Origin of the sequence: Marinomonas colpomeniae (assembly GCF_014803385.1) — a bacterium.
Lineage (GTDB): Bacteria > Pseudomonadota > Gammaproteobacteria > Pseudomonadales > Marinomonadaceae > Marinomonas > Marinomonas colpomeniae.
Map to the genome: position 1 here is coordinate 130,065 of NZ_JACYFC010000002.1, position 25,799 is coordinate 155,863.

General features: G+C 40.8%; 21 protein-coding genes. 13 read left to right on the forward strand and 8 right to left on the reverse strand.

Annotated elements, in window-relative coordinates:
• The first annotated feature begins 6 nt into the window (after window positions 1-6).
• Genes IF202_RS05805 through IF202_RS05815 form a run of 3 tightly spaced genes read left to right on the forward strand, consistent with a single transcriptional unit; the run spans window position 7 to window position 3,060 of the window.
• On the forward strand, window positions 7-900 hold the full coding sequence (locus tag IF202_RS05805) for an ABC transporter permease subunit (protein ID WP_206705403.1): 894 nt from the start codon (window positions 7-9) through the stop codon (window positions 898-900).
• Window positions 893-1,711, forward strand: coding sequence for an ABC transporter permease (locus IF202_RS05810; RefSeq protein WP_191593950.1), 819 nt, complete (start codon window positions 893-895; stop codon window positions 1,709-1,711). Before IF202_RS05805 ends, IF202_RS05810 begins: the two co-directional genes overlap by 8 nt.
• Window positions 1,711-3,060 (forward strand): glutamine synthetase family protein, encoded by a 1,350-nt coding sequence (locus IF202_RS05815; RefSeq protein ID WP_206705404.1) that lies wholly within the window; start codon window positions 1,711-1,713, stop codon window positions 3,058-3,060. Before IF202_RS05810 ends, IF202_RS05815 begins: the two co-directional genes overlap by 1 nt.
• A gap of 127 nt (window positions 3,061-3,187) precedes the next feature.
• Here the strand turns inward: IF202_RS05815 and IF202_RS05820 are convergent, their stop codons facing one another.
• The 6 genes from IF202_RS05820 to uvrD all read right to left on the reverse strand — a co-directional run bounded on the left by IF202_RS05820 (window position 3,188) and on the right by uvrD (window position 11,395).
• Window positions 3,188-4,297, reverse strand: a complete 1,110-nt coding sequence (locus tag IF202_RS05820) for a TRAP transporter substrate-binding protein (protein WP_191593951.1) — start codon at window positions 4,295-4,297, stop codon at window positions 3,188-3,190.
• A 346-nt stretch (window positions 4,298-4,643) separates the two neighbouring features.
• A complete protein-coding gene (locus IF202_RS05825) occupies window positions 4,644-5,756 on the reverse strand; it encodes a TRAP transporter substrate-binding protein (RefSeq protein ID WP_191593952.1) in 1,113 nt (370 codons plus the stop codon).
• A gap of 325 nt (window positions 5,757-6,081) precedes the next feature.
• Window positions 6,082-7,194 (reverse strand): TRAP transporter substrate-binding protein, encoded by a 1,113-nt coding sequence (locus IF202_RS05830; RefSeq protein ID WP_191593953.1) that lies wholly within the window; start codon window positions 7,192-7,194, stop codon window positions 6,082-6,084.
• Between the two features lie 303 nt (window positions 7,195-7,497).
• Window positions 7,498-8,556, reverse strand: coding sequence for a Gfo/Idh/MocA family oxidoreductase (locus IF202_RS05835; RefSeq protein WP_191593954.1), 1,059 nt, complete (start codon window positions 8,554-8,556; stop codon window positions 7,498-7,500).
• A gap of 54 nt (window positions 8,557-8,610) precedes the next feature.
• Entirely contained in the window at window positions 8,611-9,078 is a 468-nt protein-coding gene (locus IF202_RS05840; protein WP_191593955.1) for a helix-turn-helix domain-containing protein, read from the reverse strand.
• A 103-nt stretch (window positions 9,079-9,181) separates the two neighbouring features.
• The gene (gene uvrD, locus IF202_RS05845) at window positions 9,182-11,395 is read right to left on the reverse strand and encodes a DNA helicase II (protein ID WP_191593956.1); all 2,214 of its coding nucleotides are present in this window, start codon (window positions 11,393-11,395) and stop codon (window positions 9,182-9,184) included.
• A gap of 189 nt (window positions 11,396-11,584) precedes the next feature.
• Between uvrD and IF202_RS05850 the strand changes: the two genes are divergently transcribed.
• From IF202_RS05850 to IF202_RS05860, 3 genes are all read left to right on the forward strand, one after another.
• The gene (locus tag IF202_RS05850; protein ID WP_191593957.1) at window positions 11,585-11,779 is read left to right on the forward strand and encodes a PA3496 family putative envelope integrity protein; all 195 of its coding nucleotides are present in this window, start codon (window positions 11,585-11,587) and stop codon (window positions 11,777-11,779) included.
• 300 nt (window positions 11,780-12,079) lie between these two features.
• Window positions 12,080-13,276, forward strand: coding sequence for an amino acid aminotransferase (locus IF202_RS05855; protein WP_191593958.1), 1,197 nt, complete (start codon window positions 12,080-12,082; stop codon window positions 13,274-13,276).
• 171 nt (window positions 13,277-13,447) lie between these two features.
• Complete coding sequence (locus IF202_RS05860) at window positions 13,448-14,074, forward strand: DsbA family protein (RefSeq protein ID WP_191593959.1); 627 nt, start codon at window positions 13,448-13,450, stop codon at window positions 14,072-14,074.
• A gap of 37 nt (window positions 14,075-14,111) precedes the next feature.
• Here the strand turns inward: IF202_RS05860 and IF202_RS05865 are convergent, their stop codons facing one another.
• Window positions 14,112-15,662 (reverse strand): GntR family transcriptional regulator, encoded by a 1,551-nt coding sequence (locus tag IF202_RS05865; protein ID WP_191593960.1) that lies wholly within the window; start codon window positions 15,660-15,662, stop codon window positions 14,112-14,114.
• 226 nt (window positions 15,663-15,888) lie between these two features.
• On the opposite strand from IF202_RS05865, the gene IF202_RS05870 reads away from it, so the two are divergent.
• On the forward strand, window positions 15,889-17,109 hold the full coding sequence (locus tag IF202_RS05870) for an aminotransferase class V-fold PLP-dependent enzyme (RefSeq protein WP_191593961.1): 1,221 nt from the start codon (window positions 15,889-15,891) through the stop codon (window positions 17,107-17,109).
• Between the two features lie 6 nt (window positions 17,110-17,115).
• Complete coding sequence (locus tag IF202_RS05875) at window positions 17,116-17,514, forward strand: SufE family protein (RefSeq protein ID WP_191593962.1); 399 nt, start codon at window positions 17,116-17,118, stop codon at window positions 17,512-17,514.
• Window positions 17,515-17,522: 8 nt separating this feature from the next.
• On the opposite strand, the gene IF202_RS05880 is transcribed toward IF202_RS05875, so the two are convergent.
• A complete protein-coding gene (locus IF202_RS05880) occupies window positions 17,523-18,446 on the reverse strand; it encodes a LysR family transcriptional regulator (protein WP_191593963.1) in 924 nt (307 codons plus the stop codon).
• A gap of 209 nt (window positions 18,447-18,655) precedes the next feature.
• On the opposite strand from IF202_RS05880, the gene IF202_RS05885 reads away from it, so the two are divergent.
• From IF202_RS05885 to IF202_RS05905, 5 genes are all read left to right on the forward strand, one after another.
• Complete coding sequence (locus IF202_RS05885; RefSeq protein ID WP_191593964.1) at window positions 18,656-20,488, forward strand: ABC transporter ATP-binding protein; 1,833 nt, start codon at window positions 18,656-18,658, stop codon at window positions 20,486-20,488.
• Between the two features lie 47 nt (window positions 20,489-20,535).
• Entirely contained in the window at window positions 20,536-22,065 is a 1,530-nt protein-coding gene (locus IF202_RS05890) for an ABC transporter substrate-binding protein (protein ID WP_191593965.1), read from the forward strand.
• Window positions 22,066-22,236: 171 nt separating this feature from the next.
• Window positions 22,237-23,160, forward strand: a complete 924-nt coding sequence (locus IF202_RS05895) for an ABC transporter permease (protein ID WP_191593966.1) — start codon at window positions 22,237-22,239, stop codon at window positions 23,158-23,160.
• Window positions 23,161-23,164: 4 nt separating this feature from the next.
• Window positions 23,165-24,016 (forward strand): ABC transporter permease, encoded by an 852-nt coding sequence (locus IF202_RS05900; RefSeq protein WP_191593967.1) that lies wholly within the window; start codon window positions 23,165-23,167, stop codon window positions 24,014-24,016.
• Complete coding sequence (locus IF202_RS05905) at window positions 24,013-25,767, forward strand: M14 family metallopeptidase (RefSeq protein WP_191593968.1); 1,755 nt, start codon at window positions 24,013-24,015, stop codon at window positions 25,765-25,767. Before IF202_RS05900 ends, IF202_RS05905 begins: the two co-directional genes overlap by 4 nt.
• Window positions 25,768-25,799 lie beyond the last annotated feature (32 nt).

Consider the following 25,799-nt stretch of genomic DNA (forward strand, 5'->3'; position numbering starts at 1 on the left):
CAAATTATGAATATTCGTCGTTTCACTCTTATTTTCACACCCTATTTCTGGTTAATCGCTCTTTTCCTGATTCCATTTATTATCGTGTTCAAAATATCACTGTCAGATCCCGCATTGGCTATTCCTCCCTATACCCCAAACTTTGATTTATCGGGCGGATGGAGTGCTATTGGAACTTTTTTCTCTCAACTTGATTTTGAAAACTACGAATTCTTGCTTACAGACGACCTTTATTGGAAGTCTTATCTTACTTCAATAAAGATAGCCTTCTTTTCTACTGTTTTCACATTGATAGTCGCCTTTCCTATTGCTTATGGTATCGCTAAAGCGCCGTTGCATTTACGACCAATGCTGATGATGTTGATCATTCTTCCATTTTGGACATCATTTTTGATTCGAGTGTACTCTTGGATAGGGATTCTCGCGAATGAAGGTATTCTTAATAATTTTTTATTATGGATTGGCATCATTGATCAACCCTTACGCCTAATAAACACCAATATAGCGGTGTATATAGGCATTGTTTACACCTACCTCCCTTTTATGATTCTGCCTATTTATGCCAATCTAGAAAAAATGGATTCTAGCTTAATTGAGGCTGCTGAAGACTTAGGTTGCTCTCGTATAGGTGCCTTTTGGTCCATCACATTACCCATGGCAAAAAGCGGTATAGTCGCTGGCTGTATGTTGGTATTTATACCTGCTATTGGTGAGTTTGTTATTCCTTCTTTACTGGGTGGATCCTCTACTAACATGATAGGTAAGGTTTTATGGGGAGAATTTTTCTCCAATCGAGACTGGCCTGTAGCCTCCTCTGTTGCGGTTGTATTGTTAGCAATCTTAATGATCCCAATTATTTTATTCCAACGTCACCAGCAAAAGGAGAATATGAATGAATAATCGCTCTTTAAGTTGGTTTAACACGACCTCTCTTGTGCTTGGCTTTGCGTTTTTATACTTGCCTATGTTGATACTCATCATCTATAGCTTTAACTCGTCTAAGCTGGTGACGGTATGGGCTGGATTTTCAACAAAATGGTACGGTGAGCTATTCCAAGACGAACAATTCATGCAAGCAGCATGGGTTACTCTCAAAGTCGGATTCTTTTCGGCAACGGCCGCTACCGTACTCGGCACTATGGCGGCTTATGCACTCGTAAGAACAAAAAAATTTACAGGGAGGGCTTTATTCTCAGGAATGATTTTTGCGCCTTTAGTGATGCCTGAGGTAATTACAGGGCTATCTTTGCTGTTACTTTTTATTGCCATTGACCTTGATCGAGGCATTCTAACCATCACTCTTGCTCATATTACTTTTTCAATGTGCTTTGTTTCTGTTGTGGTTTCTTCACGCTTAACTAGTTTTGACAAGTCACTAGAAGAAGCGGCCCTAGATTTAGGCTGCACACCATTTGATGCGTTTAAATCAGTAGTGCTGCCTATCATTATGCCAGCAGTGGCTTCAGGTTGGCTGCTAGCATTTACTCTGTCTTTAGATGATTTAGTCATTGCGTCTTTCACTGCTGGCCCGTCCTCCACGACACTACCAATAAAAATATATTCATCTATTCGATTGGGTGTTAGCCCTCAAATTAATGCTTTATCTACCATCATGATAGGTATTGTGACTGTGTTCGTTATTACTGCTTCTATCATTTCTAAGCAGTCCATAAAAAAATATGAAAGTGAAAAAATTAGAGCGAATTTATAATGACATTTATCAAAGAATTTGAAGATTATTGCCAACAATATGGCAAGCCAGAACGAATAGAACTTTTGCTATGTGACCTTAATGCTGTTCTTAGAGGAAAATGGTTACCTGGTGATCAAGTCGACAATCTTATTAATGGCAAGGTTCGCCTTCCATTATCAACCTATGCGCCGAACATAATGGGGGTTGGAGTTGACTCTAGCGGCCTTGGCTTGGTTAATGGCGACCCAGATGGCATTATTGTTCCAATACTAGGAACCCTAAAACCAGTGCCATGGGCAGAAGAGCCAACCGCTCAATTAATGATAGATATGCTAGATGAAACAGGTGAGATTTCATACTTATCACCTCGTGAACAACTGACTCGCGTAGCTAAAAACTTCAATGATAATGGTTGGCACCCTGTCGCTGCTGCGGAATTGGAATTTTACGTCATTGAGGAGCGACAAGACCCGAATGAAGCCCCTGTACCACCGATTGGATCACCAGAAGCTCAAAATTACGATATGGAATCGCTCAGTCGATTTCAGGGGATGCTCGACGATATATTGCAAGCAAGTGAGCAACAAGGTTTAGCCACGGACACCTTGATTGCAGAATTTGGCCCAGGTCAATTTGAAGTCAACTTCCACCATACAAATGACATACTTAAAGCCGCAGATACTGCATTGCTATTCCGTCGTATTGTCCGCTATGTAGCGAAAAAACATGGATTGGAAGCAACATTTATGGCGAAGCCATATAAAAACTATCCAGGCAGCGGTATGCACCTTCATGTTTCTGTTCTTGACGATGATGGCAAAAATATTTTCACTCCTGAGGATAAAGAGCAAACACATATCTCTCTACCTCTTGAGTATGCTGTTGCTGGCGTATTGGATACTATGCGTGAGATGCAAGCAGTCTTTGCCCCTCATATGAATTCTCTACGCCGATTTGGCCTAAATGGCTTCGCACCAAATGCGCCAGAATGGGGATATGATCACCGTGGAGCGGCGATACGAATTCCTGAAGTTAACGGTCCAGGAGCCAGACTTGAGCACCGTATCTGTGGTGCTGATGTGAACCCATACTTGGCTATTACAGCAATACTTGGCGGAATGTTACATGGTTTAAAAACTAAACCTCAACTTACTCCACCATTAGACACAGACTCTCAGAATGCCATAGAGCCACTAGACTCAAACTGGCTTGAAACCATTACTCGTTTCTCCAACTCTGCATTTGCAAAATCATTATATGGAGAAGATTATCATCACGTTTTCACTCAAGTGAAACTTAATGAAGTAGAGGAAATTAGTACCGAAATTTCTCCTATAGAGTATCGTTTATACTTATCTCGTTTGTAGTTTAGCGAGCTAATAACGAGTAAAAAATCTAAAGAGTCTAGCAAAAATAAAAGCCCCAATATCAAATGATATTGGGGCTTTTTGCATTGAAAGATCTAAATCATTAATAACGAATAGTCAGTCGCGCTTAATTATCTGCACGTGCATTAATATAAGCTCGTTCAGACACTTCATGCCATGCGCGTACTTTTTTACTGAAATCTTTAAATGAATTATAAACTTTCTGGCTCATTGGATCGGCTGCCGCCACTTCATCTAATGTTTCAGCAGAAGCTTTCTTCAGCGCAGAGAATACCTCTTTCGGGAATTGCTTCAAGATAACGTTATGCTCGTTCACCAAAGTTTCTAGTGCAGCATTGTTACGCGCTGTGAATTCATCCAACATCACGGCATTCGCTTGGCGAGTCGCTGCACGTACGATCAGTTGAAGATCTTTTGGCAAGGCTTCAAAGGCATCTTTATTAAAAAGCGCTTCCATCGTTGAGCCTGGCTCATGCCAACCTGGGTAGTAGTAAAACTTGGCCACTTTATGCAAGCCAAATGCTAGGTCATTATAAGGACCAACCCACTCTGTCGCATCAATTGTACCAGTTTGTAAGGCTGTAAAAATCTCACCGCCAGGTAAGTTAACTGGTGTACCACCCACTTTTTTGAGTACTTCGCCACCCAAGCCTGGAAGGCGCATTTTCAGACCTTGAAAATCATCAAGAGAATTGATCTCTTTGTTGAACCAACCGCCCATTTGCACACCTGTGTTACCAGCGGCCATAGGAATTAAGTTAAAGGGTTCATAGATTTCTTCCCATAGCTCCAAACCACCACCATTATGAAGCCAAGAGTTCATCTCTTGAGCAGTAAAGCCAAAAGGTACCGCTGAGAAAAATTGTGACGCAGGTACTTTACCTTTCCAATAGAAGGCGCCGCCGTGTCCCATTTGAGCAGTACCGCGAGAAACAGCATCAAAAATTTCTAGTGCAGGAACAAGTTCACCAGCCGCATATACTTTAACATTCAAACGACCACCAGACATTTCTGTAATGCTTTTTGCCAGCCCTTCAGCACCGGTACCCAGACCAGGAAAGTTTTTCGGCCAAGTAGTAACCATTTTCCAATTAATAACCTCTACCTGTTTTTCAACCTTCGCCGTATCTTCTGCTTTTTCAGATCCACCGCAAGCAACTAAGGTAGCGGTTAAACCGACTAATGCGAGCTTGCTCCATGTTTTTATTGTTTTCATTATTTTCCCTCAGGAAGCTAGTTATTTTTATAATACTTAAAGGTTACAAAGCTTAGCTTTCTAAACAATCAGTTAATGCAACGATAATCGCATCAAGCCAATGTCTGGGGTAAAAACAAAAAAGGCGTTTTAGATATATTTAATACTAAGTAAATTCATAATATTAACTGCGACGCCCTCTCTCAAGACCTTTTTGATTTCTTTTATTTTATATTTTGGTCCTTAAAATAAAAAAGCCCCGTTATCTAGAATAACGGGGCTTTAAAAAAACAGTCTAAATAACTTACTTCAATCAGCGTATAGCCTATACACATAACTCACAGTGATTGAAGCTAAGCGTTATAGACTATTCAACTTCTCGAGCATTAATGTAAGCACGTTCTGATACTTCGTGCCATGCGCTTACTTTATTACGGAATTCTTTGAATGAGTTATAAACTCTCTGGCTCATTGGGTCCGCTGCCGCAACCTCTTCTAATGTCTCAGTAGAGGCTTTTTTCAATGCAGACAATACATCAGCAGGGAAAGGCCTTAGTTGAACATTATGCTTGTTTACCAAGGTTTGTAATGCAGAGTTATTCAGCGCGGTGAACTCATCTAACATTTCAGCATTGGCTTGACGAGTTGCTGAACGAACGATTAGCTGTAAATCTTTTGGCAAAGCTTCAAACGCATCTTTGTTATAGATAGCTTCCATTGATGAACCTGGCTCATGCCAGCCTGGGAAATAGTAAAATTTAGCCGCTTTGTACAAACCAAACGCTAGGTCATTATAAGGGCCAACCCACTCTGTCGCATCAATAGTACCGGTTTGTAAGGCAGTGAAAATTTCACCACCAGGCAAGTTAATTGGTGTTCCACCTACTTTCTTCAGGACTTCACCACCAAGACCGGGGATACGCATTTTCAGACCTTGGAAGTCTTCTAGAGAGTTGATTTCTTTATTGAACCAACCACCCATTTGAACACCTGTGTTACCAGCGGCCATTGGAATCAAATTAAACGGTGCGTAGATTTCTTCCCATAGCTCTAAACCACCACCATGGTGAATCCAAGAGTTAATTTCTTGTGCCGTAAAACCAAAAGGAACCGCTGTAAAGAACTGTGCAGCTGGCGCTTTACCTTTCCAGTAATATGCTGCGCTATGGCCCATTTCTGCAGTACCACGAGAGACTGCATCAAAAACTTCCAACGGTGGCACTAATTCACCTGCAGCATAAACTTTGATGTTCAAACGACCGTTCGACATTTCAGTGATGTTTTTAGCAAGACTTTCAGCACCAGTCCCTAAACCTGGGAAATTTTTTGGCCAAGTGGTGACCATTTTCCAATTAATTACATCTGCTTTTTTTTCTACTTTCGCAGTATCTTCCGCTTTCTCAGATCCACCACAAGCTACCAAAGTAGCTGTTGCTAAACCGACTAGTGCCAGTTTGCTCCATGTTTTAATTTTTTTCATTGCTTGTCCCTCAGGAGGCTAGTTTTCATTATTTTTATTGTTCAGTACTTAACGCTCTACAACAGCTTTTAATACGATTCTAATAACATTAGTCATCCTTAGAATAAGGACAAATGTCGACGTTTCAAACACATTTTATGCACTAAGTTAATGAGATAGTATGGATTGATGCTTCACCTCTCAAGCGATTTTTTATTTTTTTCCCGTCTACAAGATTTAAATACCACAATATAAAAACTAAAAAAGCTCCGCTATCTTAGATAACGGAGCTTTAAAAGAGATTAAATAGCTGAATTTTATCAGGTCATTAATTCGTTATTAACGCTTAATCATTTGACCTAGCATTAATAAAAGCGCGCTCAGACACATCGTGCCACGCACTAACCGTGTCTAAAAATGCTTTAAAAGAATTATAAACACGTTGGCTGTCTGGATCATTCGCAGCCACTTCTTTCAGTGTTTCATCAGACGCTTTTTTCAACGCTTCTAACAAGTCTTTTGGATACGTTTTTAGAATAACACCGTGCTCATCAACTAATGTTTTAAGCGCCGCATTATTACGAGCTGTAAATTCACTAAGCATATCTAAGTTGGCTTTCATCGCAGCCACTCGAACAATAGCTTGTAAGTCACTTGGCAACGCCTCAAAAGCATCTTTATTGAAAATAGCTTCTACTGCAGAACCTGGCTCATGCCAACCTGGGAAGTAGTAGTATTTCGCAGCTTTATACAATCCAAAAGCAAGATCGTTATAAGGGCCAACCCATTCAGTTGCGTCAATAGAGCCAGTTTGCAGGGCAGTAAAAATTTCACTACCAGGCAAGTTAATTGGCGTACCACCGATCTTATTAAGTACTTCGCCACCTAAACCCGGCATACGCATTTTTAGGCCTTGGAAATCAGCAAGCGAATTTACTTCTTTATTAAACCAGCCACCCATTTGCACGCCTGGATTACCAGCAGGCATTGGAATCAAATTAAACGGTGCATAAAGTTCTTCCCACAGCTCTAAACCACCACCATAGTAAACCCATGCATTAAACTCTTGAGCAGTTAAGCCAAAAGGTACCGTTGTGAAAAACTGTGCGGCAGGCACCTTACCTTTCCAATAATAAGACGCACTGTGGCCCATTTCTGCCGTGCCACGAGAGACGGCATCAAATACTTCTAGTGCAGGTACTAATTCACCAGCAGCATACACTTTAACGGTTAAACGGCCACCAGACATTTCTGTAATATCTTTAGCTAATGTCTCAGCGCTGGTACCAATACCAGGAAAATTTTTCGGCCAGGAAGTGACCATTTTCCACTCATAGGTTTCAACTTTTTTTACCGATGAAACCTGTTCTTCACTTTTTTCTGATCCGCCACAAGCGACCAACAACAAAGCTAATAAACTGGCGATAGCCAATTTACCTAATACCATTAAATTACGCATTTTTTTCCCTCAGGAAGCCAGTTACTAAATATGGACCTGTTTTATGGCATGTAAAAATGATGCTTTGCATCAAAATGCCCTGATATAGTCAACAAAAGGCGTGCTCTAAACACGGCCTAATATTGTATTTTTATTATGGCATCAGACAGACAGTTATCCTTAAACAATCACACCTTATATGCATAAAACACGTAAGGGGCGAGAGATAATAAGAAGTGCAGTAATTTTGCTCAACCCTTTTCAATGAAAAAAGTTCTTATTTCGTGAATAATTGCCTTTTTCAGGACATTGCGGGTAAAAAGGTTAAATATTAGCGACATAACGCCAAGGTAAACGCTGTCCTCTTTTTGCAGACTCCTCGGCTAGACATAAACCGTAAACCAAGTGACAGGCATCAACTAAAGAAACTGGCGCTTCACCTTCAGCTAAAATAGCCTTTCTTAATTGGGCATAAAACTCAACATATTCACCCGCTGTTGCAGATTCAGACATGGCTTCTATGGTTAATTGATCAGGAGCGCGAAAACGCTGAATAGTTTGATTTTCACCTTTTGATGGGAAGTTTCCTTCCCATGGCATTTGGCCTGCGCGTAATGCTTCTTCTTGCGGATCTAATCCAATACATTGCCAACTACCTTTCGTAAAGCGCGCATTAAAACGGCGCACCTCACCTGCTTCAAATGAAGTATGACCGAGACGAACACGCGTTTTTCCGTAACCCAATTCCAACTCAAACCAATCAGGTGTTTGAGCACCTTCACGCAAAGTATCGATACTCGCTTGAACCCAATCTGGCGTGCCTAATAAACTTAATGCCTGATCGAATAAGTGGGGACCAAGATCCCAAAATATTCCAGCGCCAACACCAGGCTCTTCACGCCACCTAACTTGTGGCAAAGGACGGAAACGATCGAAGCGAGAATCTAAATGCTTCAATTCACCCAACTCACCACTTGCCAACAAGGTTTTAAGACGTCCGAAATCACCATCAAAACGACGATTTTGATACACACAAAATACCAAACCTTTTTGTTTAGATAAGGTACAAAGAGCTTCTATTTCATTAACACTGGTTACAGATGGTTTTTCTAATAAAACGTGTTTACCGCTTTCCAGCGCCAGCATTGCTTGGTCGAAGTGCAATACATTGGGAGTAGTAATCACCACTAAATCGACATCATCAGCTTGAAAAACAGCTTCAGCCGTCGACACAATACGAGCCTCAGGTGCAAACTCAGTGACATCTTTCGATTGGCTAGTGCAAACACACACTAACTCCATTTCTGGATCATTCATAACAAACGGCGCATGGAAAATACGCCCAGACAAACCAAAACCAATCAAACCTACTCGAATAGACATGCCTTACTCCTTTTATTTATTTTTATACCTGTAAAGAGCTAGGTAGAGTCTACGTTACAACTTTCTATTCAGTTGCTTCTCTACCTGACGTTTTTCCCAATCAGGGCCAAATAGTTGTATTACACTAAATACTTTTATCCCATGGGCAGCTAAGCCTATTCCCCAACCCAACATAGGCCAAAAAGCCCATACATAACCTGGGGAAGTGATAAAATTGATGGCAAAAAGTATTGGAACAACCATACAATATTTTATCAAATGCTGATAAAAATCTTTAATTTTTCTCACTCGTTCAAAAGCCAAGCGCTCTTCGATACTCACACTAAATTCAGTATTCATGTCTGGTTCCTCTTGTAAAATAGCTACGGATGTTTCAAAAACAGCAGCCAAAGACTTAAGTGATTCCAAACCTGGGTTTTGCCCTTTCTCAATACGTTGAATAGTACGAGTACTTAGCCCACTCAATAGAGAAAGCTGCTCTTGAGACCAACCTCGTTGCAACCTTAGTTTTTTTATAATCATGCTAAATGTCCTTTCGCTGTTTCAATCCAGAGTAATTAAGAAAAACAAATACCGTTACGACATTTAAGCGACATATACCTGACATTGCTTATTTTTCAATAAGTTATAAAACTTCCAATTTAGCAAACGACAACACTAGCCACTTACTGCCTTCGTCATCAAAGTTAACTTGCACACGAGCTTGTGGGCCTTGGCCTTCATAGTTGATGACTAAACCTTCTCCAAACACAGGGTGATTCACTCGGTCTCCCATGCTGACAGTAATTTCAGGTGCTTTGTAGCTGTTCAAGACACTGCTGTTTTTCAGCTTATTCTTTTCGAACTGATAATCTGGACGTTCCAAAGAAACCGGTCGGCTAATTTGAGAACGTAAACGCACTTCTTCCAAGCATTCAGGTGGAATTTCTTTAATAAAGCGTGATGGACTGTTGAAAGACTCACTACCAAACAAACGACGAGATTCTGCATAGGTAATGTAGAGTTTTTCCATTGCACGTGTGATGCCTACATAACAAAGACGACGCTCTTCTGCGAGTCGACTCGGCTCTTCAAAGGACATTTTGCTTGGGAAAAGATTTTCTTCTACACCGGTTAAGAATACCAACGGGAACTCCAAACCTTTAGCGGAGTGAAGCGTCATTAATTGCACAGCTTCTTGATATTCATCTGCTTGAGCATCACCTGCGTCCAAGACAGCCTTATCCAAAAACGCCATGAGTGGCGAACTAAACTCTTCGTCTTCATCGTTCCAGCTAAAACCACCAGCCGCACCAACCAACTCTTTCAAGTTTTCAATACGAGCTTCGCCTTTCTCACCCTTTTCTTTTTCATGGAAAGGGATCAGACCTGCCTCTTCAATAATTTGCTCGAAGATATCATTCAAGTTCAAATCAGGTTGTTGAACGGTTGTGCTTAGGCCTTCCATAAGCTGTAAAAAGGCTTTAATCGCATTCGTTGCTCTGGCTGGCATCAGAGACTGACTAACGACTTCTTGAGCCGCTTTCCACATGGAACAACCATGATCACGAGCAAACTCTCGTAACATACCAATGCTACGCTCACCAATTCCGCGAGGCGGTACATTGATAATACGTTCCATAGAGCCATCGTCATTAGGGTCCATGGCCAATCGAGCGTATGCCAAGGCATTTTTAATCTCTAAACGATCGTAGAATCTGTGCCCACCATAAATACGATACGCAATCTGTTCCCTAACAAGGCATTCCTCTATTACGCGGGACTGAGCATTAGAGCGATACAAAACCGCCATATCACTTAGCGCCGTGCCCTTATCACGCCATTGTTTAACGATACCGGTAATAAAACGAGCTTCGTCTTGTTCATTAAATCCAGCATAAAGAGAAATAGGCTCCCCTTCACCGCTGTCTGTCCAAAGCTCTTTACCTAGACGATCATCGTTGTGTTTAATCAAGCCGTTAGCTGCGTTCAAGATATGGCCTGTTGAACGATAGTTTTGTTCTAGTTTAATGGTTCCAACGTCTTTGAAGTCTTTAGTAAAGCTTTGAATATTTTCAATTTTTGCACCACGCCAGCCGTAAATAGACTGATCATCATCACCTACGGCGGTAATCGTGCCTTTATCGCCAACCATGACGCGTAGCCAAGCGTATTGAATCGTGTTGGTATCTTGAAACTCGTCTACCAGTACGTGTCTAAAACGATCTTGATAGTGACGCAACAATGCTGGCGTACTTAGCATTAGCTCATGAGCACGCAGTAGCAGCTCGCCAAAGTCCAACAAGCCGCCACGCTCACATGCTTCTTCATAATGATAATAAAGCTCTCTCATGCCTTTAGAGAAAGGGTCATGGCTATCTGGTACATGTGCGGCACGGCGTCCTTCGTCTTTTTGAGCATTTATGAACCAAGAAACTTGCTTAGGTGGCCAGCGAGTATCGTCAATGCTTAGTGACCGCATAATTCGTTTGATAAGACGAAGCTGATCGTCACTGTCCATAATCTGGAAGTTTTCTTTCAGTCCTGCATCGCGCCAATGGGCCCGCAATAGTCGATGCGCTAAACCATGGAAGGTACCAACCCACATGCCCTGTGGAGGCACTCCAACTAATTGCTCTATCCGACCTTGCATTTCACGAGCCGCTTTATTGGTGAACGTTACGGCCAACAGACTGTAAGGCGATAATTCATAAGCGTGCATTAGCCATGCAATACGATGCACTAATACTCGGGTTTTTCCTGACCCTGCACCAGCCAAAACAAGGCTGTTTTGCAACGGTGCCGCAACGGCTTCTCGTTGATTGTCATTCAGTGAGTCGAGGATAAAAGAAACGTCCATTACATTCCGCCATGGTTAATTAATTTTTTTGTAATAAAACACGTGTACAAAAATAGATTGATTTTTGACCGATTTACGTTTTTTATTAGCATTGAATAATGCGATATCTGTGTATTTTGACTTTTTTCAACAAGCGATGACAGTGGTCAATTCACTTGAATGTCATTGAAGGGCCAAAAGGGTATAACGATGAGCAATCTTTCAGAAACTTTAACAACAGTAAAAACTGACATTCTTCATGCTTCGATTAGCTTAGAAAATGAAAAAAAAGAGCTAACTCAAAAAGAAGATGCCGCACGTATGTTAAAAGCACGGCGTGCAATTGAACAGCATTTAGAACAAAAACGTTTGCACGATAATACCTCGAATGGTTGGGATGATTAGTTTCATCTAAGTCAAACGAGTCATATAGAGAAAAGATATTAGCCTAACAATATATTTAGGTGAATGTACCTGCTTCTCTCAAAAATCTCCTTTTTACCAATCTGTATTATTGGTAATCACACTTCTTTACTCCAAAAAAACATGACTTCTATGGAATAATTCAATGAAAGCACAATAATTTCCTTACTCTGCCTTCCCATTTATAGCGGTTACTCGCGTCTTGGAGTAACATATGCTCTGATTTTTTACATATTTCAATTCACAATAAAAACAGACAATAACCCTCTTGGGGGAGTTACCATGTTTGAACATATCCAAGCGGCACCTGCAGACCCAATTCTTGGTTTGAACGATGCTTACAAAAGTGACCTAAACCCTAATAAAATTAATTTGGGTGTTGGTGTCTATAAAGATGAGCAAGGCAATACGCCTATCTTAAAAGCGGTAAAACAAGCTGAAGAACGCTTATTGACTCAAGAAAAAACAAAAAGTTACCTTAGCATCGAAGGCGCACCAGCTTATCGAAGCGCTGTACAAAAGCTTTTGTTTGGTAATGATCACAATATTATTAACAAGCAGCTTGCTCAAACCGCCCATACACCTGGCGGCACTGGAGCATTACGTGTAGCAGCAGAATTTATTAAAAAGCATTTACCAGAAGCAACTATCTGGGTCAGTAACCCAACTTGGGCGAACCATCAATCTGTTTTCCAATCTGTTGGATTGGAAGTAGGTAGTTACGCTTATTACGATGCTAAAAACAAATCACTCGACTTTGAAGCTATGCTTGCCAGCTTGTCGCAGATTCCTGAAGGTGACGTTGTTTTATTTCATGGTTGTTGCCACAACCCAACAGGGATAGATCCAACACCAGAGCAGTGGTATCAACTAGCGAAGCTTTCCAGTAAACAAGGTTTCTTGCCTTTATTTGATTTTGCTTACCAAGGCTTTGGTCAAAGCTTAAATGACGATGCGAAAGGATTACGTACTTTCTTGGAACACGTTCCTGAAATGCTAATCGCAAACTCGTTTTCAAAGAATTTTGGTCTTTATAACGAACGTGTTGGCGCATTAACTATTATCTGTGAAACAGCAGAACAAGCAGAAACAGCCTTCACACAAGTAAAGCGCTGTATTCGTACAAACTATTCAAACCCACCGTCTCATGGGTCAGCTATTGTCGCTGAAATCCTAAATGATCCGGAGCTTTACGCATTATGGGAAAGTGAATTAAAAGACATGCGTATTCGCATTCACGAAATGCGTAGTTTGTTTGTTAATACACTAAGAGTGAAAGGCGTTAGCCAAGACTTCTCTTTTATATCTCAACAACAAGGCATGTTTTCTTTTTCTGGCCTTACGCCAGATCAAGTGACTCAGCTGCGTAAAGACTATGGTATTTATATAGTAGGTTCTGGTCGTATTAGTGTTGCGGGTTTAACCCATGACAACATGGAACCACTTTGTAGTGCTATTGCCGAAATCTTAAACAATTAGTTTCCAATAGAAAATTGTTATCTAGAAACATAAAACGGTTTTTACTTCTTCAGTAAAAACCGTTTTTTTATATACTTTTTTAGGTCTATCCTTACCGGCGGTTGTTTTATAGTGAAAGAGGCTGTTACCTTATGGCATTCTTTTTTATCGATACCTAATACTGGAGCCATTATGACGGCCACTTTAATTTACTGCTATGACCCTATGTGCAGCTGGTGTTGGGGATTTAGCCCAACCTGGACCAAATTACAAAAAGCACTACAAGGCTTAGTCGATTCGGATCAACTAGTCATTCAGCCTTTACTTGGTGGATTAGCGGTTGATTCAGATGTTCCTATGCCAGAAGGTATGAAAGCGAGCCTTGAAAGCACTTGGAAGAATATCCAAGCGACACTAGGTACAGAGTTTAATTTTGATTTTTGGCGTACCGCTTCGCCTCGTCGCTCTACCTACCCTGCTTGTCGAGCATGTTACGTTGCACGAGACATGGGGTCAGAAGACGATATGTATCATGCAATTCAAAAAGCATATTACCTAGACGCAAAAAATCCATCTGATCTGGATACTTTAACGGAATGTGCAGAGCAAATTGGCCTAAAAGCAGAGAGTTTTCAAAAAGCCATGGCGCATGTAAAAAGTGAAGGGTTATTAGAAGAAGAAATAGAACAAGCAAGGCACCTTGGGCTGAATTCGTTTCCTTCGTTGGCCTTGCTTATTGGCGATAAACTAATCCCGATTCCGTTGGATTACAAAGATCATTCAAGCATGTTAAACACAATGAAAAAGGCGCTTTCATAGCGCCTTTTTTATTGAAGATAGTGATGGTGCCTACCCTTTAACCAAAATCATGATTGATGAGATCTAGCATTGGATTATAAAGCGGCTCAGTTGTCGCATCCAACGCTTTCTTATCACTCTCATCAGCAGTCGGTAGATCGCTCTCTATCGATTTTGAGACATCTTCAACCTGCTCTTTTGAGATAGGTTCATCTTGCTCAACAACTTCTTTTGATTCCACTTCTGCCACTGTTTCTTCAGACTTTTCTTCATCGATAGACAAGTGCTCAGCCAAACTTTGTGCCAAAGGCTCAACGTCATCTAAGGTGACGTTCACGGCAAGCCAATGACCCGCATCAGGTTCATGGCTAACTAATGTACCAGGGACGATAGCGTGTCTAAAGTTAACCAATAACGAAGCAATGCTAGTGACATCTAATGATTTAGATAAACGCATCCAAAGTGACATACCGCCTTTACTTGTTGCAAAGCTAACATTGTCACCTAAGCGGGTTTCTAAATGCGATTTAACACGTTCTGAATTGGCCCAAACAGCTCTCGCTCGTTTGGTTAATGAGCGTTTACTATTAGGCTGTAATGCATCACTTAATGCAGTTTGTTGTGCATCATTTAGAGCCATATCCGCGCCTAAAAAAGCCCCTTCTAATACAGCTTGATGTCGACCTGGTAAACACCAACTAGCAGAGCGATCAACGCCTTTTGACTCTACGCCGCCGATATAAACAATATGATCAGATTGATCCAATGATTTATAGGTCAAAATAGGACCTGGACGATATGCCAGATGAGAGCACAGATCCCATTCAATCACGGGCAACTGCATTTCTTCAATAATAGCGAGCCATCGACGCAGGCTTAAATTACTTACTACTTGTCCTGCCGGGAACGAAAATTGTCCGGGAAGTACAATAAGATTAATCGATTCATCTCTTAAACACTGAATCACCAAATCTAAATCAGCACCACGTTCTCCGGTGTTTAAAGCAATAACTTTACGCCCTAAGCTTTGCAACGTTGTCGTGATTCTAGGATCGCATGGGGTTAATACCAATACGGTATCACCACGTCCGGTGAGGTTTTGCACACTTTGAGTAAACATAGTCAGAGGTGAACGGCCTAGCCAAAGCTGAGAAGCATGAGACTTAATACCTAAACCTTTCAGGTATTCACTAACAGATTCACGTACCACTAAATGCCCTTTACCTAGAATAGGTAAATTCACTTCTTCCTGACGAGTAATCGGTGTCAAAAATGCATCGCTTTGATCAACCAATGCACTACGGTGAGCAAGACAAGACCATGCAGGCTTAGAACCGTCATTTGGTAATGCTTGTAAGACTTCACCAGCTAATAATAAGGCAGGCTTTGTATTACTTCGATGACAAACAAAGTAACCAGACTTTGGTCGCGACTCGATCCAACCATCTGTGGTCAGAAGTTCATAACCATGAATCACAGTATTTAAGCTAAGGCCTAACTCTTTCGATAAAGCACGTAGAGAAGGCATCCGATCACCTGGAACAATGGCTTCCTGAGACATTTGATCTAGGAACCAATCCACCACACCTTTGTATAAAAAATCCGCCACAGTTTGTACCTTTTCTAGTTTGTCATCTAGTATCTGTTATCAATCATTATAGTTACCTTAAAAAAACGCAAGTAAAAGACCAATATTTCGCGATTTTGATGGGTGTTAAGGTACAATTTCACTCGTTTATGGCTAATTTTATGCTTTTTAACAAAACAAACATTCGTTAAAAACACAGTATTGTTTTCATTAAAAGTAACTATTTCTAATATAAAGAAGAATATTCATGGCTTTTGACCCTTCATCGCTCCGTCACCTTTTCCCTATTCTGTCACTGCAAGCGAATGACCACCCTTTAATCTATTTAGACAATGCGGCAACCACACAAAAGCCATTACTTGTCTTAGATGCTATTCAGCATTATTACCGTAATAACAATGCAAATGTACACAGAGGGGCACACTTCCTAAGCAACAGGGCAACAAACCACTTTGAGCAAGCTAGAGAAACCATCGCACGTTTTATCAATGCGCCAGAACAAAGCCATGTAATTTGGAGTAAAGGTACTACGGAAGCCATTAATATAGTGGCCTTTGGTTTAGAGCACCTTCTTGAAAAAGGTGACGAGATTCTTATAACAAGTTTAGAACATCACGCCAACCTAGTCCCTTGGCAGCAATTAGCATTTCGAACTGGCGCACGATTGCGAGTTCTTCCACTGACATCAAATGGTGAATGGGAAGACGAATTCAGTCAGTACTTCTCTCATCGCACACGTATTTTTGCAGCGACCCAAGTATCAAATGCAATAGGTGTCAGCACCCCGCTACAAATGATGCTCAACTATGCAAAGCAACAAGGCGCTTTCACATTAGTAGATGGTGCTCAAGCCGTGGCACATTACTCTGTTGATGTTCAGGCTTTAGACTGTGATTTCTATGTATTCTCTGGACATAAAATGTATGGTCCTACGGGTATTGGCGCGCTTTATGGAAAAAATCATGCGTTAGAAGTTCTCATACCTTACCAAACCGGTGGAGAAATGGTGCGTAAGGTGTCTTATCAAGCGACAGAATTTAATATTTTACCGTATCGACTAGAAGCAGGAACCCCCAATATAGAAGGTGCCATTGGCTTAGCGGCAGCTTGTGATTTCCTTTGCAATCAAGATCGTTCAGCATTACTAAAATGGGAGCAATCACTTGCTTCTCATGTTTACTCACGCCTTCATAGAGAAACAAATATAGAGATCTACTCACCTGAAAAAAACACAACCCTAGTATCTCTAAGTGTACCCAATATTCATATCTTAGATTTAAATGCCTATCTAGATAGCCAAGGAATAGGCGTTCGAGCAGGATCTCACTGTGCCCAACCTTTAATGGCACAACTGGGTGTAGTAGGCACCTTAAGAGCATCCTTTGCTTGTTATAATACAATGGAAGAAGCGGATCGTTTCTGCAACGTTTTACTAGAAGCCATAGACCTATTATTAGACGATGAGTAACAAGTAATGACTAATTCAAATCAGACACTAGCCATAAAAGAGCAGCTGCAAGCTTGTCGTAGTAAAGAAGAAACCTTTAAAACCTTGGTTACCTTGAGCAAAAAATTGCCACGTCTTTCGGCAGAAGAAAAAATCGAAGAATATAAAGTAAAAGGCTGTGAAAGCGCCGTTTGGCTTATCACTGAAGAAACCAACAATATAAGACACTTTAAAGCAGACAGTGATGCCAAACTAATGCGTGGCGTACTCGTAGCAGTATTAAGCTTGGTTGAAGGAAAAACCATCGCCGAGATTCAAGCAATAGAGTTAACAAATAAACTGGTAGAACTTAATTTATCCAGTTATCTCACCAGTTCACGTACTAATGGCGTACTAGCAATACTAAAAAAAATAGCCTCAAACTAGGTTTATGCCTATTTTGTCATAGCAGTGGGATCTACTTTAAATTCAAGCATACCTTGAGCGACTTTCTGAATAGATTGAGTAAAGCTATATAAGGATTTATGGTGTCGAGCGTTCGTTGGATACGCAAGCCCATAAGGATAATAAATAGCAGGTTCAAAAGGACGAATGACCACATCCCTTCCTTCCCAAACTCTTGCAGCAAATGGCTCTAGTACACCAACCGCCATACCAGCGGCTATCATGGCATAGCCAGTATGCGAAGTGTCTATCATAATATTTTGTTTAAGTTGCGATTTAACAGAACTAAGCGCGCCTCCTAATTCACTCCAATAGACAGGTGAATCATCTACAACAGTTAATACAGATTCACCAATCAAATCTTGCGCTGTAATAACGTCTTTTTTAGCCAAAGGGTGATCTGATCGTGCAGCAAAAACAAAGCGAGCATTGCCGATAAATTCACGCTCAATACCAATCAGCTGAGGCAGCTCTAAACCAATAGCCAAATCCACAGAACTCGTTTGGAGCTTTATAACCAATGCAGACATAGCATCGGTATGAATAGTCACTCGTTCATCGGGAAAGTATTTCTTATGTTCCTGTAATGCGAGAGGCAATAAGGTACTTGCGATAGCCGATGTACTGGCAATATTTAACTCACTTGGGGTACGAGTTCGAATCTTTGAAGCGACTGATTCCAATTTTTCCATTCCAAGAAAACTTTCTTCGACAGAGCGAAAAAACTCGGTCGCTTCCTGTGTTGGATGTAAACGCCCTTTTCGACGATCAAACAAAGAAAAGCCCAAAGAATATTCTAAATCACTCAATAAACGACTGACTGCAGGTTGAGAAACATGCATTTCTGCCGCCGCTGCTGCGGTTGTTCCTCGCAGCATGATGTAGCGAAAAGCTTCTACTTGTCTGAATTTCATATAGCTAACATCTCAATCAATAACATTTAGTTATCAAGCATACAATAATATAAGTGGAAGTCATGGCATTAAATTAACATTATAAAAGTAAGTAAAAAATATGAATATTTATAGAGTCGTTATTATTCGTAATAAACACCCGTTTTAACAGGTCACAATGACACGAAAGTACCTGTAATCAAACGCACTTTGATAGTAAGGATTATTTAGTGACAGATGTTTCATCTTCTCCAATACTGACAGTCGAAAATCTATCCGTAGAGTTCGGTCATACCCGCGTTATTGATGACCTTAATTTTTCTGTTATGGCAGGACGAACACTCGCCATTGTCGGAGAGTCAGGGTCAGGAAAATCGGTCACATCACAATCCATTATGCGCCTCGCCGAAAGTACCGGTGCCAGTTACCCATCTGGACGCATTCTATTCTCTACAGAAAATGGAGAAATCGACCTTTTATCTCAGTCACAACAAGAAATGCGCTCTATTCGTGGCAAAGATATCGCTATGATTTTTCAAGAGCCAATGACATCGCTTAACCCCGTTTTCACAATAGGCGATCAAATTTCAGAATCTCTTTCTTTGCATAAAAAACTGAGTAAAACACAAGCTCTCCAAGAGAGTGTTAAACTCTTGAAAATGGTTCGGCTACCTGACGCTGAGGATATGCTCAAACGTTATCCTCATCAGCTATCAGGCGGTATGAGACAGAGAGTGATGATTGCGATGGCCTTGGCATGTCGCCCAAAAGTACTTATTGCAGACGAACCTACCACAGCGTTAGACGTTACCATTCAAGCGCAAATTTTAACCATCCTAAATGACCTACAAAAAGAACTGAATATGGCAGTCATTTTCATCACTCACGATATGGGTGTAGTTGCCGAAATCGCAGATGATGTCGTTGTTATGTGGAAAGGTAAAAAAGTAGAACAAGGCCCTGTAAAAGAATTGTTTGCTCGCCCTCAGCATCCTTATACAAAAGCGTTACTGGCAGCGGTTCCAAAACTAGGAAGCATGGCAGGCGAGCCTTTCCCAAAACGTTTTCCTATTACTGTTATGGATGGTGATGGCACACGTTTAGTTGGTGAAGAGAAAACTCAAGAAACAGCACGTTATGATAAAAAACCTTTGTTGTCAGTACGCGATCTTATCACTCGGTTTGATAGTAAAAAAAGCTTCTTAGGTCGTGTAACTCACCGTGTTCATGCGGTGGAAAAAGTCAGTTTTGATATTTTTCATGGGGAAACACTTGCACTAGTTGGTGAGTCTGGTTCAGGAAAATCCACAATCGGTCGGACTATTCAGCAATTACAACAAGCCACCAGCGGTGATATAAGTTTTGAGGGTAACCCTTTTTCCGGTATGACTAAGGCTGAGAAGCAGCGCTTACGTCAGGAAATTCAATATATTTTTCAAGATCCTTTGGCTTCTCTTGATCCAAGAAAAACCATTGGTTTTTCGATTGCAGAACCGATCAAAACTCATGATTTGATTCGTGGCGAGCAAAAAATTCAACAGAGAGTTCATGAGTTATTGGAACGAGTCGGTTTAACTCAAGAACACGCCGAACGCTACCCGCATCAGTTTTCAGGTGGACAGCGCCAGCGAATTTGTATTGCCAGAGCATTGGCATCAAACCCTAAATTAATCATTGCAGATGAAGCGTTATCAGCTCTTGATGTTTCTATTCAAGCGCAAATTATTAACCTCTTCATGGAGCTTCAAGAAGAGCACGGTATTGCTTACTTGTTTATCAGCCACGATATGGCTGTTATCGAAAAAATGAGTCATCGAGTTGCCGTCTTGTACCTAGGTCAAGTAGCTGAATTAGGCTCCCGCCAACAAGTACTTGAAACACCGTCTCATCCATATACCCAACGCTTACTCAGTGCTGTTCCTGTTGCAGATCCCACTATTGTCCGCAATTTAGGTCGTCTTCGTGGAGAAATTCCAAGTCCAGTACGTCAAGTAGGTAATGAGCCCTCTATTGTTCCGCACCGAGAAATAGCGCCGGGGCATTTTGTCGCAGGCACACCATGACAACAATAATAACTTCCACCCCTAATCACAAAAGAACGGAGTTAATAATGAATAACAAAAGCGCACTAACGAAGGCATTTAAGGCCATCGCGGTCACAAGCAGTTTAACCATGGCTACTTTGGGTTTTGCTGGCACATTAACGGTTTCTTCACCGCAAGATCCAGGTAGCTGGGACCCAATTGATACTTTTTTGGTGAATTGGGCTGCTGTTGCAACCAACATATACGATGGTTTGACCTATCGTGGTCCAGATTTGAAATTACAACCAGGATTAGCAACGTCATGGGAACAGTTGGATAACGGCACTCGTATTCGTTTTATCCTACGTCAAGGCGTCACATTTCATAATGGTGAGGCATTTAACTCAAACACAGTTAAATTTACATTTGATCGTTTAATGGGTGATGAAGGCAGAAAAGGCCCTCAACGTTCCAACTATGCAGCAATTGAGTCAGTTGAAATAATTGATGACTACACAGTCGATTTCCACTTAAAAGCCGCAGACCCTGTATTACTTACTAAACTGGCAGGCTATGGTGCCATGATAGTACCGCCAGCCTATATTAAAGAAAAAGGTGAAGATTTCTTTAATACTCACCCTATGGGCACAGGACCATTCAAATTCGAATCTTACGAGCCTAAAGTTGGTATTAAATTAGAAGGCTTTGAGAATCATTGGGGCGGTGCACCAAAACTAACAAACCTCAATTATCGCTTTATCAGTGAACCTTCTACCGCTGTTGCAGAACTGCAGTCAGGTCGCGTTGATTTGGTTATCCCTCCAACCATACCAATTGGCATGATCTCTACCATTGAAAAAGACCCTAAGCTTAAGGTTGTTACAACCGTTAGTCCGACAGTCTATGCTTTGCGCTTTAATACAAAAAATGGCATTACAAAAGACGAGCGAGTTCGTAAAGCCATGATCTACGGAGTAGATCGTCAAGCAATCATAGACTCCATTCTGGGTGGTCAAGCTGCACCTATCGCTAGTTTTCAAAGTGCGATTTCGTTTGGTGAAGATCCAACAATGAAACCTTTGCCTTATGATCCAAGCAAAGCAATGCAGCTTTTAAAAGCCGCTGGAATTAAGCCTGGAACTAAGATTCAAATCGACATCCGTGGCAATAACTCGACGTTTAATGAAGTTTCTCAAGCCGTTGCTAGTTACCTACAAGTCATTGGATTGAATGCCACCATAAAACCTTACGAAACAAATGTACTGCTGAATGACATTATTCCTGCTGGTAAGACTGGTGAAATGTTCCAGCAATCTTGGGGTGGCTGGACACTTGATTATGATAATACCGCTTACTTCATGTACCACACTGGCGAAAAGTGGAACCCATATGACAGTGATCCTGAACTAGATGCGTTACTAGAGTCACAACGTTCAATTACTGACCAAGTAAAACGTGAAGAAATTCTTAAGTCTATTGCTAACTATGCTGCAAACCGTGCTTTAGAAATGCCTTTGTATAATCTAAACGCTATTTTCGGTGTATCTACAAGAGTAAAAAATTTCACTCCTGTACCTGATAGCCGTTTACGTTTAAATGATGTAACCGTTGACTAAACACTCTGCCTATAACTCTTACAGCTTGTCAGTTGTTTGTTTATAGACAGGTTTTAAGAAGAGTGAGGTCAACAGAACAGTTTGGTTATTTGCTTTCTCGATAGCTGAACTGTTCTCACTGTTTTCTGAAAGACGATTTTTTGAATCGTCTCTCTTATTAAAGGAAAAGTCATGGCGAACTTTTTAATGAAACGATTTCTGCAGGCTATCTTTGTGCTGCTGGTCGTTACCTTAATTGTTGCTTTTGCAATACGTCTAACTGGTGATCCAGCCCTTATGCTTACCCAAGGCGCTGGCAGTGTGACAGAAGCGGATCTTATGATGATTCGCGAAGCTCTAGGGATTAATAAGCCCTTTTTTGTACAGTATTTCGATTTTCTAAAAGGCATATTCACCTTTGATTTTGGTCGCAGTTTTATGGGAGGTACATCTGTATCCTATCTCATTAGTAAGTCCTTACCTGCTACCTTAATGCTTGCCGCAACCGTTATGTTTGTCTCAATTATTATTTCTATTCCATTAGGTATCAAAGCCGCTGTTTCTAAAGGTAAGTGGGCTGATCAAACAATAAGAATCGTTTCTCTAATTGGCTTGTCTTTCCCAAATTTTTGGTTAGCTCTAATGCTGGTCTTGATATTTTCTATCTGGCTACAGTGGCTTCCGCCAAGTGGTATGGACGGATTTGCCAGCTTCCTAATGCCAGCCTTTACTATGGCTATCATTCTAACGGCTACCAATGTTCGATTAGTACGGTCTTCTATGCTGGAAACGCTTCAAGCTCAGTACATTATGGTTGCTAGAGCAAAAGGCTTAAGCGAAAACACGGTACTTTATAAACACGCTTTACGTAATTGTGCGATCCCTCTTATTACCTATTTTGGCCTGCAATTCGGTGGCCTATTAGGCGGTATCGTCGTTATCGAACGAGTTTTTAACTGGCCAGGTCTTGGCACACTCGCTTTTGATGCAGTAAGTGGTCGAGATTATCCTGTATTGCAAGCCGTTATCACCATTCTATCGATGCTTATCGTTGGCGTTAATCTGTTGGTTGATATTGCCTACGGCTTAATCGATCCACGTATTCGTACGGAGTAATAAAATGTCAGTGAAACGTTTTAGTACAACCCTATCTAACTATAAGAGCTTAGAGTTTATTCTGGGCGCTCTTCTCACAGGCGGTATTTGCTTCCTAGTTATCTTTTCTGATTTCTTATTTCCAGGAGCGGATAAAATTAATTTATCCGCTCGTTTATTAGAGCCTTTTACCCACTCAGAACATTACTTTGGTACAGACCCTCTAGGTCGAGATATTATGGCTCGCGTTATTGCTGGCGGGAAGGTATCTCTACAAGTTGGCTTTTTGTCGGTTGCTGGAGCCGTTGTATTAGGCGTAATTATGGGTCTAATTTCCGGTTACTACCGTGGTTTTTGGGATGTCATTGTTATGCGCTTTGCCGATGTTCAATTAGCGATGCCATTTATTTTATTGGCCATTACTTTTATTGCCATTGTCGGTGGTGGACTAGGCAATATGATCTTTCTATTGATTATTTCTCAATGGGTTCAATATGCGAGATTAGTAAGAGGCTCGGTTCTTTCATTACGCGATAGAGAGTTTATTCAATCAGCTGAAGCTATTGGTGTTAGTCATTTCAATATTTTGTTCCGTCATCTTTTACCTAATTTAATAGGCCCAGTCATTGTTCTAACAACCCTAAATGTTGCTAATAACATTCTATTAGAAAGTAGTTTGACTTTTCTTGGTCTTGGCGTAGACCCTCTCACTCCAAGTTGGGGCGGTATGTTAGCGGATGGCCGAACTTATATTCAAAATGCTTGGTGGGTTAGTGTATTTCCTGGATTGGCAATTTTATTAACAGTTTTAGGTTTAAACCTATTAGGTGATTGGCTTCGTGACAGTCTTGACCCTACTGGTAAGGCTTCTCGATGACTTGTATTTTTTCAACCACTATTACACCCACAATAGACCAATTAATAGAAGAATTTGGAAATCTAGAATACAAAGGTCAGCTTATAGAAGCATGGGTATTTGACGATCAAAAAAATCGTCAACGGGCTGAAGCCGCGTTTTTAAAACTTGGCATTATTGCCAAGTTACGCAGTGCATATAAACCTCTATTACACTTCTTTTTAGAAGATATAGATTTATTATCTAACGATATTAATAGGGTAGAAGTGCATTATCCACAGCATCAGGCGGCGTCAGAGAAGCGGTTTTTACTAGAAACCTATCCTCTTTCCTCACTGATAAAAAAAACACCTATTCATTTTTTTGCCAATAAAAAGGCGACCGATTCTTATCAGGTTATTCTATATTCTAGTACTGGTATTCAGACTCAATATGCCGTTTTTTCTCCGAACTTTCTCCATCAAGATCTGATTAAGCAAACTCACCTATCTCCAACTGGTTGGTTAAAAATAACCAACTTAGAAGGTGATATTGCTTTAGACAAGCGCCTCATGACGGATTATGAGCATCTATTCTCTCAAGGCATGAAGGCTATTTCAGAATACACATGGAAAGACTCAGAGCCTTACTTTGAAGAACTTAATATTCAGGTATTTTTACCTTGGGAAGACCAGCCACTTCCTTATAAACACGAAGTAATCAGTCTTAGTGAAGCTTTACATGAAGATTTGTACTTTTCGATACAAGAATGGTTCAAAGTAAAAGCGGGGCACAACCCAACTGACAGAAACGGTCAACCAGGACAAATCGTACCTGAAATAAATTATAAAAATGAAAATAGCCTTAGTATTTCTATAGAAACTAGACCTTACAATGTCCAAAATACCAAAGGACAGCAAACGCTGGATATTGCCCATGCACCAATAAGTATGGAACAAGTTCAAACAGAATTAGAGGCTATTATAGGGTCTACTTTTACAGCAGAAACCATAACAGGAAGAATAGTTAACGCTCGTTACCATAAAGGATCAGACTTTCCAGTTATGATCAGTGGAGGTCAGCATGCGAATGAAACAACTGGTGTAATTGGTACATTGCGAGCAGCTAAAATTTTGAATCAACAAGAAGGCAGCCACTTTACAATCTCTCCACAAGAAAACCCTGATGGTTATGCTTTACACCAAAGATTAATTACAGATAACCCTTTTCACATGCACCACGCTTCTCGATATACAGCATTAGGCGACGATTTAGAATATCGCAATAAAAAGCGCCTATATGAAAAGGAAATTCGCCATAAGGCAAGAACGATTAGTAAAGCTCAGTTGCACATAAACCTTCATGGTTATCCATCTCATGAATGGACTCGCCCTCTTTCAGGTTATGTCCCTCGCGGTTTTGATATGTGGACCATACCTAAAGGTTTTTTCCTAATTCTTCGACATAACCCAGAAGAAAAGTGGTCAGCCTACGCAGAAGAATTTGCTCACCTAGTTACGTTAAAACTAATTGAAATTCCGGGTGTGCTTGATTTTAACAACGAACAAATTGAGCTTTATAAACAACACGCAGGTGAAACAGATTTTCGCATAATAAATAGCTTCCCTTGTCTGATATCTCAAAGCAAGCCAGAGGATATACCAATGCAACTTATCACCGAATACCCTGATGAAACACTTTATGGAAAAGACTTCATTACTGGTCACACCGTACAAACTGAAACAGTACTTGCTGCTTATGAAGTACATCAATTATTGTCATCATCACTATAAAATCTAGTAATAAGTAGGGAGCCAAAAGGCCT